General features: G+C 72.6%; 12 protein-coding genes. 7 read left to right on the forward strand and 5 right to left on the reverse strand.

What is annotated here, in order from left to right:
* Nucleotides 1-60: 60 nt before the first annotated feature.
* Nucleotides 61-1,485 carry an NAD(P)/FAD-dependent oxidoreductase gene (locus ABZ833_RS04325; RefSeq protein ID WP_361040771.1) on the reverse strand — a complete coding sequence of 475 codons (1,425 nt, stop codon included), beginning with the start codon at nt 1,483-1,485 and terminating at the stop codon, nt 61-63.
* Nucleotides 1,486-1,628: 143 nt separating this feature from the next.
* Between ABZ833_RS04325 and trxA the strand changes: the two genes are divergently transcribed.
* A complete protein-coding gene (gene trxA, locus ABZ833_RS04330; protein WP_249586068.1) occupies nt 1,629-2,018 on the forward strand; it encodes a thioredoxin in 390 nt (129 codons plus the stop codon).
* Between the two features lie 34 nt (nt 2,019-2,052).
* On the opposite strand, the gene ABZ833_RS04335 is transcribed toward trxA, so the two are convergent.
* Nucleotides 2,053-3,093: a LacI family DNA-binding transcriptional regulator gene (locus ABZ833_RS04335; protein WP_361040773.1), complete on the reverse strand. Its 1,041-nt coding sequence runs from the start codon at nt 3,091-3,093 to the stop codon at nt 2,053-2,055.
* Nucleotides 3,094-3,275: 182 nt separating this feature from the next.
* Between ABZ833_RS04335 and ABZ833_RS04340 the strand changes: the two genes are divergently transcribed.
* Complete coding sequence (locus ABZ833_RS04340; RefSeq protein ID WP_361040775.1) at nt 3,276-4,736, forward strand: amidase; 1,461 nt, start codon at nt 3,276-3,278, stop codon at nt 4,734-4,736.
* Here ABZ833_RS04340 and ABZ833_RS04345 read toward each other — a convergent pair.
* Complete coding sequence (locus ABZ833_RS04345; protein WP_361040778.1) at nt 4,731-5,795, reverse strand: glycosyl hydrolase family 18 protein; 1,065 nt, start codon at nt 5,793-5,795, stop codon at nt 4,731-4,733. The two genes, ABZ833_RS04340 and ABZ833_RS04345, sit on opposite strands and share 6 nt — an antisense overlap.
* A gap of 72 nt (nt 5,796-5,867) precedes the next feature.
* On the opposite strand from ABZ833_RS04345, the gene ABZ833_RS04350 reads away from it, so the two are divergent.
* Nucleotides 5,868-6,326 (forward strand): type II toxin-antitoxin system PemK/MazF family toxin, encoded by a 459-nt coding sequence (locus ABZ833_RS04350; RefSeq protein WP_361040780.1) that lies wholly within the window; start codon nt 5,868-5,870, stop codon nt 6,324-6,326.
* Between the two features lie 3 nt (nt 6,327-6,329).
* Here the strand turns inward: ABZ833_RS04350 and ABZ833_RS04355 are convergent, their stop codons facing one another.
* A complete protein-coding gene (locus ABZ833_RS04355) occupies nt 6,330-7,190 on the reverse strand; it encodes a TIGR02452 family protein (protein WP_361040782.1) in 861 nt (286 codons plus the stop codon).
* A 249-nt stretch (nt 7,191-7,439) separates the two neighbouring features.
* On the opposite strand from ABZ833_RS04355, the gene egtA reads away from it, so the two are divergent.
* Genes egtA through egtD form a run of 4 tightly spaced genes read left to right on the forward strand, consistent with a single transcriptional unit; the run spans nt 7,440 to nt 11,813 of the window.
* Nucleotides 7,440-8,774: an ergothioneine biosynthesis glutamate--cysteine ligase EgtA gene (gene egtA / locus ABZ833_RS04360; RefSeq protein ID WP_361040785.1), complete on the forward strand. Its 1,335-nt coding sequence runs from the start codon at nt 7,440-7,442 to the stop codon at nt 8,772-8,774.
* Nucleotides 8,771-10,099 (forward strand): ergothioneine biosynthesis protein EgtB, encoded by a 1,329-nt coding sequence (egtB, locus tag ABZ833_RS04365; protein ID WP_361040787.1) that lies wholly within the window; start codon nt 8,771-8,773, stop codon nt 10,097-10,099. Before egtA ends, egtB begins: the two co-directional genes overlap by 4 nt.
* The gene (gene egtC, locus ABZ833_RS04370; protein ID WP_361040790.1) at nt 10,099-10,854 is read left to right on the forward strand and encodes an ergothioneine biosynthesis protein EgtC; all 756 of its coding nucleotides are present in this window, start codon (nt 10,099-10,101) and stop codon (nt 10,852-10,854) included. Before egtB ends, egtC begins: the two co-directional genes overlap by 1 nt.
* On the forward strand, nt 10,851-11,813 hold the full coding sequence (egtD, locus tag ABZ833_RS04375) for an L-histidine N(alpha)-methyltransferase (protein ID WP_361040793.1): 963 nt from the start codon (nt 10,851-10,853) through the stop codon (nt 11,811-11,813). The genes egtC and egtD overlap by 4 nt, the downstream gene beginning before the upstream one ends.
* A gap of 33 nt (nt 11,814-11,846) precedes the next feature.
* Here egtD and ABZ833_RS04380 read toward each other — a convergent pair whose 3' ends face one another.
* On the reverse strand, nt 11,847-13,094 hold the full coding sequence (locus ABZ833_RS04380; RefSeq protein WP_361041361.1) for an extracellular solute-binding protein: 1,248 nt from the start codon (nt 13,092-13,094) through the stop codon (nt 11,847-11,849).
* Between the last annotated feature and the right edge of the window lie 35 nt (nt 13,095-13,129).

Here is a 13,129-nt window from a genome sequence, read left to right on the forward strand (position 1 = left end):
CAGTGGGTGACGGGCCGCGGATCAGGCTGCGGGCAGCGGGCGGCGCGAGCGCCGCCGCGCCTACCCGCGATAGGTCTCCAGCAGCCGCAGCCACACCTCGCTGACCGTCGGATAGGCCGGAACCGCGTGCCACAGCCGGTCGATCGGCACCTCCCCCGCGATCGCCACCGTCGCCGAGTGGATCAGCTCGCCCACGCCGGGGCCCACGAAGGTCACGCCGAGCAGGACCTCGCGGTCGAGGTCGACGATCATGCGCGCCCGGCCTTCGTAGCCGTCCGCGTAGAGGCCCGCCCCCGCCACGCCCGCCATGTCGTAGTCCACGGCCCGCACGCGGCGGCCCGCGGCTTCCGCCTCCGCGAGGGTGAGGCCCGCCGATGCCGCCTCGGGGTCGGTGAAGACCACCTGGGGTACGGCGGCGTGGTCGGCGGTGGCGGAGTGCGCGCCCCAGGCGTCGGTCTCCAGGAGCGGGACGCCCTGGGCGCGGGCGGTGATCGCGGCGCCCGCGATGCGGGCCTGGTACTTGCCCTGGTGGGTGAGGAGCGCGCGGTGGTTGGCGTCGCCCACCGCGTAGAGCCAGCTGCTGCCCTGCACCCGCAGGCTCTCGTCGACCGGCAGCCAGGAGCCGGGGTCCATGCCGATCGTCTCCATGCCCAGGTCGTCGGTGCGCGGGGCGCGGCCCGTGGCGAAGAGGATCTCGTCGGCTTCGAGGGTGTCGCCGCCGTCCAGGGTCGCCGTGACCGTGCCGTTCTCCCTCCGCACGGCCGTGACGGAGACGCCGGTGCGGACCTCCGCGCCCGCCTCCGTCAGCGCCTTGGCGACCAGCTCCCCGGCGAACGGCTCCATGCGGGGCAGCAGCCCTTCACCGCGCACGAGCAGCGTGACCTGCGAGCCGAGCGCCTGCCAGGCGGTGGCCATCTCCACGGCGACGACGCCGCCGCCGACCACCGCCAGGCGGCCGGGCACATGATCGGCGCTGGTGGCCTCGCGGCTCGTCCACGGCTTCACGTCGGCGATGCCCGGCAGGTCGGGCAGCGCGGCGCGGGTGCCGGTGCACACCGCCACCGCGTGGCGTGCGGTGAGGGTCGCCTCGGATCCGTCGGAGGCCGTGACGGTCACCTGACGGGTCCCGGCGATGCGGCCGTGCCCGCGGTGGAGTTCCACGCCGATCGAGTCCAGCCAGCCGACCTGGCCGTCGTCCTTCCAGTGCGAGGTGTAGTCGTCCCGGTGTGCGAGAACCGCCGCCGCGTCCAGTGGCCCCTGCACCGACTGGCGCAGTCCGGGCACCTTGCGGGCGTCCGCGCGGGCGATGACCGGGCGCAGCAGCGCCTTGCTCGGCATGCACGCCCAGTACGAGCATTCGCCCCCGACGAGTTCGCTCTCCACGATCGCCACGCTCAGGCCACCCGCACGGGCCCGGTCCGCGACGTTCTCCCCCACGGGACCGGCACCCAGGACCACTACGTCGTACGTCTTCGAATCCGTCATGCAAGCCAGTGTGGTCGCAGGTGTGCGACGTGGCCACATGGGTACGCGCGCGAAAGCGAGCACGGGTGAGCGCGTGGAATACGTCCGCCGCCCGAGCCGTTGTGCACAACGGCTTCGACCGACAGCAGGAAGAGGGAAACACCATGAGCAGCACGACTGTGGAGCTCACCAAGGAAAACTTCGACCAGACGGTCACGGACAACGAATTTGTCCTGATCGACTTCTGGGCGGAGTGGTGCGGTCCGTGCAAGTCGTTCGCGCCTGTCTACGACAAGGCCGCCGAAGCCAATCCCGACATGGTCTTCGGCAAGGTGGACACGGAGGCGCAGCCTGAGCTCGCTCAGGCCTTCGGCATCCAGTCGATCCCGACGCTCATGATCGTCCGTGATCAGGTGGCCGTGTTCGCACAGCCCGGCGCGCTGCCGGAGGCCGCCCTGGAGGACGTCATCGGGCAGGCCAGGAAGCTGGACATGGACGAGGTACGCAAGTCCGTCGCCGAGGAGCAGGCCAAGGCTCAGGCGCAGGAGCAGTAGGGAAGACCCACAGACAGACCCACAAGCAGCAGGGTCAGCTGGACTCGCGGTGCACTGCCGTCGCACCGAGCACGTCGTGCACCTCGGGCTCCATGCCCGGGTCGCGCACGACCCGGTCGACGAGCTCCGCGAGCTTCTGACCCGATGGCAGCTCGATGCGGACCGTGCTGAGGCGCGGCCGCAGGAGCCTGCCGAGCATCAAGTCGTCGGCGCCGATCATCGCCGTCTCCCCGGGGACGGCGATGCCTTCGTCCTGCAGCGCCCGCATCAGGAGCATCGCGAACTCGTCGTTGTACGTGAACACCCCGTCGACGCCGAGCGTGCGCCAGCGGGCCGCGAGCCGGGCCGCGGACTCCTCGTCGTAGGCGAGGGGCAGCTCCGTCATCGTGGCGTCCGGTCCGTGCTTGGCCAGCGTGCGGCGGATGCCCTCGGCGCGCGGGCGCGCGAAGGGTTCGAGGCCCGGCTCCTCGGGGATCACGACGCCGATGTGCCTGCTGCCGCGCTCCAGGAGGTGCGTGGCGGCGCACCGGCCGATCAGCCGCTGGTCCATGAGCAGGGCGTGGGCGCCCTCGGCCCGCTGCGGGCCGAACGTGAAGACGGCCTTGGCGCCTGAGCGCTTCAGGACGCTCACGCCGCGCGCGCCGAGCCCCGAAGCGTCGGGGGCGAGGACCGCCACCGGGCGCAGCTCGGCCCAGGCGCGGGCCGCCTCCTCGCCGGTCAGGCCGAGGCTGCCGTACTGCACGACGGTGTAGTCGAAGCGGCTGAGCGCCCACTGCAGCTCGTTGAAGAACTCGCTGAAGAGCGGGCCCGCCGGGATCTGCGGCGTGGGCATCAGGACCACCCGGGTGTGCCCGGCGCGCAGACTGCGGGCCGCGGCGTGCGGGACGTACCCCAGCTCCTTGGCGGCCTCGTGGACGCGGCGGCGGGTGGGCTCGCTGATGCGGACGGCGCTCGTGTTGTTCAGGACGTACGAGACGGTCGCGCGCGAGACTCCCGCCAGACGCGCCACGTCGGCGCTCGTCGGCACGGAGTACTGCGCGGGCTGCTGTGCGGTCTTGTTCGGTATCTGCACCATGGCGAGGCTCATCCTTCCAGACGGCGCGGGGGCGCTCCCAGGCGGGCGGCGGGGCGCCCCTGGCCTGCGTCGGGGCGCGTCCGGCGGGTGGTGCGCGGCGTGAACTGCCCTGTCCTCATACCGTGTTCCCTCCTCGCCCGTTAGCGTGCGTGCACCTGCCCGTCGATCAAAGGTGCCCCCACATGACTGCCGACCGTGCCGAGGGACTCGCGCGCACCGCCCGCGCGCTGGCCGCCGGAGAAGTGTCCTCACGTGCGCTGACGGAACGCACGCTGGCGCGGATCGAGGCCTCGCAGCCCGAGCTCAACGCCTTCAAGCTGGTGCGGGCCGAGGCCGCGCTCGCCGAAGCGGACGCCGCCGACCGGGAGTTGGCGGCCGGTGGGACGGGGAAGCCGCTGCTCGGCGTTCCGCTCGCCGTGAAGGACGACACCGACATAGCAGGCGAACCGACCGCTTTCGGCTGCCGGGGCGACTTCCCGCCGAAGAAGGAGGACGCCGAGTCCGTACGCCGGCTGCGGGCGGCCGGAGCCGTGGTCGTCGGCAAGACCAACACGTGCGAGCTGGGCCAGTGGCCCTTCACCGAGGGGCCCGGCTTCGGGGACACCCGCAACCCGTGGCACACCGGGTACACCCCCGGCGGCTCGTCCGGCGGCTCGGCGGCCGCGGTCGCCGCGGGCCTGGTCCCCGCGGCGCTCGGCTCGGACGGCGCGGGCTCGGTGCGCATCCCCGCTGCCTGGACCCATCTCGTCGGGATCAAGCCGCAGCGCGGCCGCATCTCGACGTGGCCCTGGCCCGAGGCCTTCAACGGCATCACCGTCAACGGCCCGCTCGCACGGACCGTCGCCGACGCGGCCCTGCTGCTTGACGCGGCGAGCGGCAATCACAGCGGTGACCTGCACAAACCGTCCGCCATCAGCGCATCGGACGCGGCGACCCGCGATCCGGGGCGGCTGCGGATCGCCCTGTCCCTGCGGATGCCGTTCACCGCGACCCCCAAGCGCCTGCACCCCGTGGTGCGCCGCAAGGTCATGGTCCTCGCGGACCGCCTCGCCGAGCTCGGGCACGACGTCGAGGAGGCCGACCCGCGCTACGGCCAGATCGGCCTCGACTTCGTGCCGCGCGCCACGGCCGGCATCACCGACTGGGCCCGCGAGGTCCCCGCCCCGCACCTGCTCGACCCGCGGACCAAGGAGGCGGCCCGCCTGGGCCGCCTGCTCGGCGGTGCCCCGCTGCGCCTGGCCCGTCGCGCCGAAGCCGCCCTGCACCGCCGGGTCGGCGCGATCTTCTCGACGTACGACGTCGTCCTCACGCCCACCACGGCCACTCCCCCGCCCCGGATCGGCACCCTGTCCGAGCTCAGCGGCTGGCGCACCGACCAGGCGATGATCGCCGCCTGCCCCTACGCGTGGACGTGGAACGTCCTGGGCTGGCCCGGCGTCAACGTGCCCGCGGGCCGGGTGGGGGACGGCCTCCCGGTCGGCGCCCAGCTGCTCGGGCCCGACGGCAGCGAGCCGCTCCTGGTGTCGCTCGCGGCGCAGTTGGAGGCGGACCAGCGCTGGTACGAGCAGTGGCCCGCGTATCCCGCACAGCCTGCGCGGCCCGCAGATCCCGCAGACCCCGCCCATCCCGCGCGGACGTCATGAGTTCTTGGCGAGGGTGCCCCACAGCGCCGGGTCCTCGAAGCCGATGGCCCACAGGACCGTGTGGCGCACGCCGTACTTCCGCAGGACCGGCAGATGCGCAGCCGTCCCGCGCGCGTCCTGGTACCAGACCGTGCGGCGCTTGCCGCCTTCGTTGTAGGTGAAGTGGGGCGTGCTCGACTTGGGGTCGATCCGGTAGGGCGCGCCCACCCGGCGGCGCAGCGCCTCCGCCTCCTTCCACGTGACGTGCTTGGCGCGGGCGCCGCTGCCGACCGTCCAGTCCCAGCCGTAGCCGGGCAGGCCCATCTCCAGCTTCGCGGCCGGGACTTCGGCGGTGGCGTTGCGCAGGATCTCCTCGTACCAGGCGGGTGACGACAAGGGGCCCGGGGAGCCCTCGGCCCAGTGCTGGTCGTAGGCCATGATGCGCAACCGGTCGGCGGCCGTGCCCAGTCGGCGGTAGTCCCAGACGCGCCCGCTGATCCGTGTCTTCGGCGAGACCGTGATCACGCACTGCTTGCGCAGCGCGTGCAGCCGCGCGCACAGGTCGGTGACCATCGTCGCGTAGCCCGCTCCCACTTTCTTGTAGGCGGAGTCGCCGGTCGGCGCGATGGACTCGTAGTCGAGGTCGATGCCGTCGTAACTGCGGCTGCGGACGACCCGCAGGAGCGCCTCGATGTGCTCCGTGCGGCGGGCCCTGTCGGTGACGACGGCCGCGAGCGCTCCGGGCCGCATCCGTTCCATGACGGTCGGCACGACCTTGATGCCCGCCTTGTGGAGCCCGTCGATGACGCGGCGCGATCCGGCGCCGGTGTGGCCCGCGATGCGTCCGGCCGATTTCGCCTCGTACCAGAAGGGGCTGACGGTGTGCAGCTGGTCGGCGTGGCGCAGGGCGTTCTTGTACGCGGCTTCCTGGTCCCAGTAGGGAAGCCACCCCGAGACGGTGCGCGGCGGCGGTGCCGCAGAACGGTCGGCGGGCTGCGGGAGCGTGGGGGCAAGTGCCGTGCCACAGAGGGCGAGGACTGCGGTGACCCGGGCTCGGCTGAGGTGTCGTCGTGGCGCCATGGACCCGAGCCTGCGGCGCATCGGGCGGACCCGCCCTGCGGGTTGGGCCAGACAGGTTCTACGGTGTCCCGCGTGACTGCCAACACCGATGACCAGCAGATGTCCGAGCACCCTGGCCGCACGGGCCGCACAGCGACCACCGAGGCCGAGCCGCGCGAGGTCGGCCAGGTCCGGACGACGTACGCGCCCGCCCACGACGGCGATCCCGACCCCGGCGAGATCGTCTGGACGTGGGTTCCCTACGAGGAGAACGACGGGCGGGGCAAGGACCGTCCCGTCCTGGTCGTCGCGCGCGAGGCGCGCGGCACGCTGCTCGCCGTGCAGCTCTCCAGCAAGCAGCACGCGAACGACCGGGAGTGGGTGCCGATCGGCAGCGGTCCCTGGGACCGCGAGGGGCGCGACTCCTGGGTCGACATCGACCGGGTGCTCCGGGTGCACGACGCGGGCATGCGGCGCGAGGCGTGCGCGCTTGACCGGATGCGGTTCAATCTGGTCGTGCGGCGGCTTCAGGAGCGTTACGGCTGGCGTTGAGCGCTACGGCAGGGGTTGGGCCGCGCCCCTGAACCCCGTGCCGAACGCCTCCTCGAAGGCGGCCCGCGTGACCGCGCCGCGGGTGCGGTCGAGCACCCCGAAGACGATGTGCTCGAAGTACCCGTGGAACCGGCCGCCTTCGGCGAGCAGCACCCGGAACGCCTCCGCCACCTGCGCGGGGTCGTTCTGGAAGACCCCGCAGCCCCACGCGCCGAGCACGAGCCGCCGGTAGCCGCAGGCCACGGCGGTCTCCAGGACCCGCTCGGCGCGCCCGGCCAGGGCGGAGGGCAGGTCCGCGGCGCGCTCGGGGGCCTGGCGCAGGACGACGCCCGCGTTCGGCGCCGCCGAGGTCAGGAAGCCGACGGCGTACGCCTCGTCGAGGAGCCGTCCCCGGTCGTCGCGGAAGACCGGCACGGCCGGGGAGTGGATCACGCGGTCGCTGTAAAAGGGGTCGCGGTGGGCGCGGTGGTGGTCGTAGAACTCCCGGGCCGAGCGCACGCACGTGTACAGCGCCGAGGCCCGGCACAGCGCCTCCTCCTGCGCCTGGGCGCCGTTCAGATAGCCGCCGCCGGGATTGCGCGCCGAGGAGAAATTCAAGGCCGCCACCGGGCCGCCGTCCCCGCCCGTCAGGCGGTGCGCGGCCTCCAAGCTGCTCTCACCGGTGACCTCGACTACCGTGGAGATCAGCTCGGGCGGCGTCATGGGAGTCACGTACAGGGCCGCCGGACCGAACATCCGCGTGCCGGAGCGCGCGGCGTCCACCGCGTCCGCGATCACCACCTCGCGACCGCCCGGAGCGGCGTACCGACCTGCCGCCACGATTTCCTCGGTCTGCTGCGCGATGCCACGCAGTCGCGCACTCATGTCCGCTCTCCCGTCCCGACCTCTGTCGTCCTGTCCCCCGACTCACACATGAACGCATCGTGAGCTCTTCCCGACGCCCGCCGCAACAGAATTCCCTCGCACCATATTGGCCCGAGGGGCACTCTTGTGCGAACGGCCGACAAGGTCTTGGGTGGGACGAGCGCTGCCAACTCGGTCACACCCAAATCGAGTTGACCGGGTGGTCCGCAACCGCTGGACCAGGCAGAACTTGAACAGGAGGACCTCTGCATGCCCGAGGGCGACTGTACGACGTACCGCGCGAAGTACGGCACCGCGGTCTCCGAGTCCGAGGCGGAGGCGCTGGTCACCGGCATCTGCTTCAAGACCGGGCCACCGCGCATCACCGGTGTCGAACTGGAATGGCTGATCCACGAGCCGCACCGGCTCCATCTGCCCGTGTCCCCCGCCCGCCTCGAAGCGGCCTACGCCGCACTGCGGGCCCTGCCCCTGCACTCCCTGATCACCGTCGAACCAGGCGGCCAGCTGGAGCTCAGCTCGCTCCCCGCCGCCTCGCTCATGGAGTGCGTGTCCGCCGTATCGGCCGATCTCTCGCTGGTACGCGACCGACTTGCCACCCTGGATCTGACGCTCACCGGGCTCGGTGCCGATCCCTGGCGCCCGCCGTCCCGCATCCTGCACCGGCCGCGCTATGACGCGATGGAGTGCTATCTCGACCGCACGGGTCCCGCGGGCCGCCGCATGATGTGCTCGACGGCCTCCGTGCAGATCTGCCTGGACGCGGGCCACGAGGAGCCGGGCCCGCTCGGCTACGGCAGGCGCTGGCGGCTCGCGCATCTCCTCGGTCCCGTGCTGGTAGCCGCGTTCGCCAACTCGCCGGTCCAGGACGGGCGTTCCACCGGCTGGCGCTCCACGCGGCAGGCCGTGTGGGCGTCGATCGACCCGGGCACGTCCGGCGCCCCGTCGATGGAGGCGGAACCGCGTGCGGCCTGGGCGCGGCACGCCCTGGACGCGCCGGTGATGTTCATCAGGGGCGAGGACGACGGACACGACGCGCCCTGGACCGTGCCGGAAGGGCTGACCTTCCGCACCTGGGCCCGCTCGGGCGGGCCGCGTCCGCCGACGCGCGACGACCTCGACTACCACCTGACCACGCTCTTCCCGCCCGTACGCCCGCGCGGCCATCTGGAGCTGCGGATGGTCGACGCACAGCCGGGTGCGGACGGCTGGATCGTGCCGCTCGCGGTGACGAGCGCGCTCTTCGACGACCCGCAGGCCGCCGAGACCGCCTACCGCACCGTGAAGCCGCTGGCCGAGCGCGCGTGCCCGCCCGGCGCGCCCGCGGCGCCGCGCAGCCCGCTGTGGCTGGACGCGGCACGGCACGGGCTCGCCGACCCGGAGCTGCGCGAGTCCGCCGCCGCCTGTTTCGCCGCGGCGGCCGACGCGCTGCCCCGGATGGGCGCGAGCGCCGAGGTGCGCGATGCGGTCGCCGCGTACGCCGAACGGTATGTCGCGCGGGGCCGCTGCCCGGCGGACGACCTGCTCGACGGGCACCGGGACGGCCACCACTACGACCACGAGCACGAGAAGGGCATCCTCCGATGACCGGAACCGTCAGCGACCCCGATGCGCTTCGACAGCGCGCCCTGGCGGCGCTCCTGACCGCCAGGGACCGCACCTCGCTCCTCACCACGTGCGTCGAGGAACCCGAACTGACCGCACAGCACTCGCCGTTGATGTCACCGCTGGTCTGGGACCTGGCGCACATCGGCAACCAGGAAGAGCTGTGGCTGCTGCGCGCGGTGGCGGGCCGTGACGCCATGCGGCCCGAGATCGACGGCCTGTACGACGCGTTCGAGCACCCCCGTTCCGAGCGGCCGAGCCTGCCGCTGCTCGCGCCCGTCGAGGCCCGCCGTTACGCGGCCGAGGTGCGGGGGCGCGCACTGGACGTACTGGAGAGCACGCCCTTCCGCGGCTCACCGCTGACCGATTCGGGCTTCGCGTTCGGCATGATCGCGCAGCACGAACAGCAGCACGACGAGACCATGCTGATCACCCATCAGCTGCGCTCGGGCCCCACGGCACTCACGGCGCCGGACCCCGCGCCCGCGCCGCCGTTCAAGGGCCCGGCCGAAGTCCTCGTGCCGGGCGGGCCGTTCACGATGGGCACGTCCACCGAGCCGTGGGCCCTCGACAACGAACGTCCGGCGCACCACCGTCTGGTCCCGCCGTTCTACATCGACACGACACCGGTGACCAACGCCGACTACCAGCGCTTCATCGCCGACGGCGGCTACCGGGAACAGCGGTGGTGGACCCCGTCGGGCTGGGACATGGTCCGCGGCAACGACCTCTCGGCGCCGCTGTTCTGGCGCCACGAGGGCGGCCGGTGGCTGCGCCGCCACTTCGGGACCGTCGAGGCCGTACCGCCCGACGAACCGGTGCTGCACGTCAGTTGGTACGAGGCGGACGCGTACGCCCGCTGGGCGGGACGGCGGCTTCCCAGCGAGGAGGAGTGGGAGAAGGCCGCCCGGCACGACCCGGCGTCCGACCGCTCGATGCGCTACCCGTGGGGAGACGCCGACCCCACACCCGAGCGCGCGAACCTGGGCCAGCGCCATCTGCGTCCGGCCCCCGCGGGCAGCTATCCCGCCGGTGAATCCCCGCTCGGCGTACGCCAGTTGATCGGCGACGTGTGGGAGTGGACGTCGAGCGACTTCCTGCCCTATCCCGGGTTCGCCGCCTTCCCCTACCCCGAGTACTCGGACGTCTTCTTCGGCGGCGACTACAAGGTGCTGCGGGGCGGCGCGTTCTCGGTGGACGAGGTGGCGTGCCGTGGCACGTTCCGCAACTGGGACCACCCGGTGCGGCGGCAGATCTTCTCCGGGTTCCGCACCGCGCGCGACGCGGACCCGACGGAGGCCGTCTGATGTGCCGTCACCTGGCCTATCTGGGCCCCCATGAGCCGCTCGGGAAGCTCCTCGTGGAACCCTCGCACAGCCTGTTCCGCCAGTCTTGGGCGCCGCGGCAGCAGCGCTACGGCACGGTCAACGCCGACGGTTTCGGGGTGGGCTGGTACGCCGGCGGCGATCCCGTGCCCGCCCGCTACCGCCGCTCCGGGCCGGTCTGGGGCGACCAGTCCTTCGCGGACCTCGCCCGGGTCGTGCGGTCCGGGGCGGTGCTCGCCGCGGTGCGCGACGCGACCGAGGCGGGCGCGGACGGGGAAGCGGCGGCGGCGCCGTTCGCCGCCGGGACCTGGCTGTTCAGCCACAACGGCGCGGTCACGGGCTGGCCGCGCTCGCTCGCCCCGGTGGCCCGCCTCCTGCCGCCCGAGAACCTCCTCTCCCTGGAGGCGCGGTGCGACTCCGCGCTGGTGTGGGCGCTCGTCCTGCACCGGCTGCGCAGCGGCGACGACGAGGGCCAGGCCCTCGCGGACACCGTGACCGAGGTCGCCGAGGCGGCACCCGGATCGCGCCTCAACCTCCTGCTCACCAACGGCGAGACGATCGCCGCGACGGCCTGGGGCGACACCCTCTGGTATCTCTCCGAACCGGGCCGCCGCACCGTCGTGGCCTCCGAGCCCTACGACGACGATCCGCACTGGCGCCAGGTGCCCGACCGCACGCTGCTCGCCGCCAGCCGTACCGATGTCCTGCTGACCCCGCTCAAGGAGCCCACCGCGTGAGCCCGTTCCAGCTGACCCGCACCCTGCCCGTGGACGCCACCGATGCCGCTCTGCGCGCCGATGTCCTGCACGGCCTCACCCACACCCCCAAGACGCTGCCGCCCAAGTGGTTCTACGACGCGCGGGGCAGCGCGCTCTTCGACGAGATCACCACGCTGCCCGAGTACTACCCGACGCGCGCCGAGCGCGAGATCCTGCAGACCCGCGCCCCGGAGATCGCCGGGGCGACGGGCGCGCGCACGCTGATCGAGCTGGGCTCGGGCTCGTCGGAGAAGACCCGCCACCTGATCGACGCGCTGCCGGGCCTGCACACGTACGTACCCGTGGACGTGAGCGAGAGCGCGCTCACCGGCGCCGCGAACACCCTGATCGCCTCGCGCCCCTCCCTGAACGTGCACGCCCTGATCGCCGACTTCACCCGCGGCCTCGCCCTGCCGGGCACACCGGGCCCGCGTCTGGTCGCCTTCCTGGGCGGCACGATCGGCAATCTGCTGCCCGCGGAGCGCTCGGCGTTCCTGGCGTCGGTGCGCTCCCTGCTCTCCCCCGGCGACGCGCTGCTGCTCGGCACCGACCTGGTGAAGGAGGAGTCGGTGCTCGTCTCGGCGTACGACGACGGGGCGGGCGTCACGGCCTCCTTCAACAAGAACGTCCTGACCGTGATCAACCGCGAGCTGGGCGCGGACTTCGACCCCGACGCATTCTCGCACGTGGCCGTCTGGGACCGCGAGCACGAGTGGATCGAGATGCGCCTGCGCTCCCTGGTCGCCCAGACGGTGAAGATCCCGGCGCTCGACCTGGCGGTCGACTTCGACCGCCACGAGGAGATGCGCACCGAGATCTCGGCGAAGTTCCGCGAGGACGGCGTGCGGGCCGAGCTGTCCGCGGCGGACCTGAAGCTGACCCACTGGTGGACGGACGAGAGGGCACGGTTCGCGCTGTCGCTGAGTGTGGCGCGCTAGCGCTGCCTGGTGAACAGCACGGCCTTGTGACCATCACGGCCCACTGACATCCAGCTCCCGGGTGATCCGGCGCGAGGCGGCCTTCGCCTCCGTCGCCGGGTCACCCCCGCCCAGCACCTTCGACATGTACGCCTTGATCGGGTTGTCCGCCTCCACGGCGGCCCACTTCGGCGAGGCCGGCGTCGCCCGCCCCCTGGCCGCTCCCGCGGCCATCGCGGCGACACCCTCCTCGCCCGAGACGAGGGAGGCCAGCGTCGTCTTGTTCGGCACGTAGTCCATGGTCCTGGCCAGGTCCTTCTGCCACTTCTTGCCCGCGAGAGCCTCGATCACGGCGACCGCGCCCCTGCGGTCGTCCGTCTTCCCGCGCACGACGAGGTCGGACCCGCCGGTGAAGACCGCTCCCGGTTTCGCCGCCGTCTTGCCCGGGATCGGGAAGTAGCCGAGCTTCCCCTTCAGTTCGGGGTTCGCCTCCTCGATGGCCCGTGCCGTCCCCGGCACGGCGACGATCTGCGCCACATCGCCCTTGGCGAACACCCCGGCCTGCGGCGGATGCTCCTCGTCGGCGTCCCGGGGGCCCTTGCCCAAGGCCTGCAACTGCCGGTAGAACTCCATGCCCCGCAGCGCCGCGGGCGTGTGCAGGCTGCCCTCCCACACGCCTCGCGACCCCTTGGCCTCCGTGGCGAGCTCGCCGCCCTCGTCCCAGATGAATCCGGCCAGGGTGTACCAGTCCTGGCCCGCCAGATAGATCCCCTGGTCGCCGCCGGAGTCGAGCCGCCGCGTGTCGGCGATCCACTGCGCGCGCGTCTTCGGCGGCGCTTCGATCCCGGCCCGCGCGAACAGGTCCTTGTTGTAGATGACGACGCGGTTGGCGGCGTACCAAGGAATGCCGTACTGGCTCCCGTTGTACCGGCCGGGCTCGGCAAGACCCGGCAGCCAGTCCTTCATCCCGAGGTCGCGCGCGGACTCCAGGGTGAGGTCGTCGAGCCCGCCCTCGTCGACGTACTGGGCGACCTGGGTGTTGCCGACCTCGATGACATCGGGCCCGTCCTCCGCCTTGAGCGCGGCCTTGACCTTGCCGCCGATGCCGGTCCACTCCTGGAGGCGTATCTCCAGGTCGATGTCGCCGTTCCGCTTCTCGAAGTCGGTCGTGAACCGCTTGATGAACTCCTCCGACGCACTGCCCCGCATGAGCCACACCGTGACGGTCCGCTTCTCCTCTCCTCCGCCGGGCAGGACGCCGCATCCCGCGAGCAGGGTGGTCGTGGCGAGGGCGAGGGACATGGCGACACGGCGGTGCGGTTTCACGTGGGTCACTT

This window comes from Streptomyces sp. NPDC047525, from assembly GCF_040643025.1.
Taxonomy (GTDB): domain Bacteria; phylum Actinomycetota; class Actinomycetes; order Streptomycetales; family Streptomycetaceae; genus Streptomyces; species Streptomyces durmitorensis.

What these genes read in the sequence shown, in the direction of transcription:
- ABZ833_RS04345 (WP_361040778.1), bottom strand. Translation starts at nt 5,795, where the DNA reads ATGGCGCCACGACGACACCTCAGCCGAGCCCGGGTCACCGCAGTCCTC.
- trxA (WP_249586068.1), top strand. Translation starts at nt 1,629, where the DNA reads ATGAGCAGCACGACTGTGGAGCTCACCAAGGAAAACTTCGACCAGACG.
- egtC (WP_361040790.1), top strand. Translation starts at nt 10,099, where the DNA reads ATGTGCCGTCACCTGGCCTATCTGGGCCCCCATGAGCCGCTCGGGAAG.
- ABZ833_RS04340 (WP_361040775.1), top strand. Translation starts at nt 3,276, where the DNA reads ATGACTGCCGACCGTGCCGAGGGACTCGCGCGCACCGCCCGCGCGCTG.
- egtB (WP_361040787.1), top strand. Translation starts at nt 8,771, where the DNA reads ATGACCGGAACCGTCAGCGACCCCGATGCGCTTCGACAGCGCGCCCTG.
- ABZ833_RS04325 (WP_361040771.1), bottom strand. Translation starts at nt 1,485, where the DNA reads ATGACGGATTCGAAGACGTACGACGTAGTGGTCCTGGGTGCCGGTCCC.
- egtA (WP_361040785.1), top strand. Translation starts at nt 7,440, where the DNA reads ATGCCCGAGGGCGACTGTACGACGTACCGCGCGAAGTACGGCACCGCG.
- ABZ833_RS04355 (WP_361040782.1), bottom strand. Translation starts at nt 7,190, where the DNA reads ATGAGTGCGCGACTGCGTGGCATCGCGCAGCAGACCGAGGAAATCGTG.
- ABZ833_RS04335 (WP_361040773.1), bottom strand. Translation starts at nt 3,093, where the DNA reads ATGGTGCAGATACCGAACAAGACCGCACAGCAGCCCGCGCAGTACTCC.
- ABZ833_RS04380 (WP_361041361.1), bottom strand. Translation starts at nt 13,094, where the DNA reads ATGTCCCTCGCCCTCGCCACGACCACCCTGCTCGCGGGATGCGGCGTC.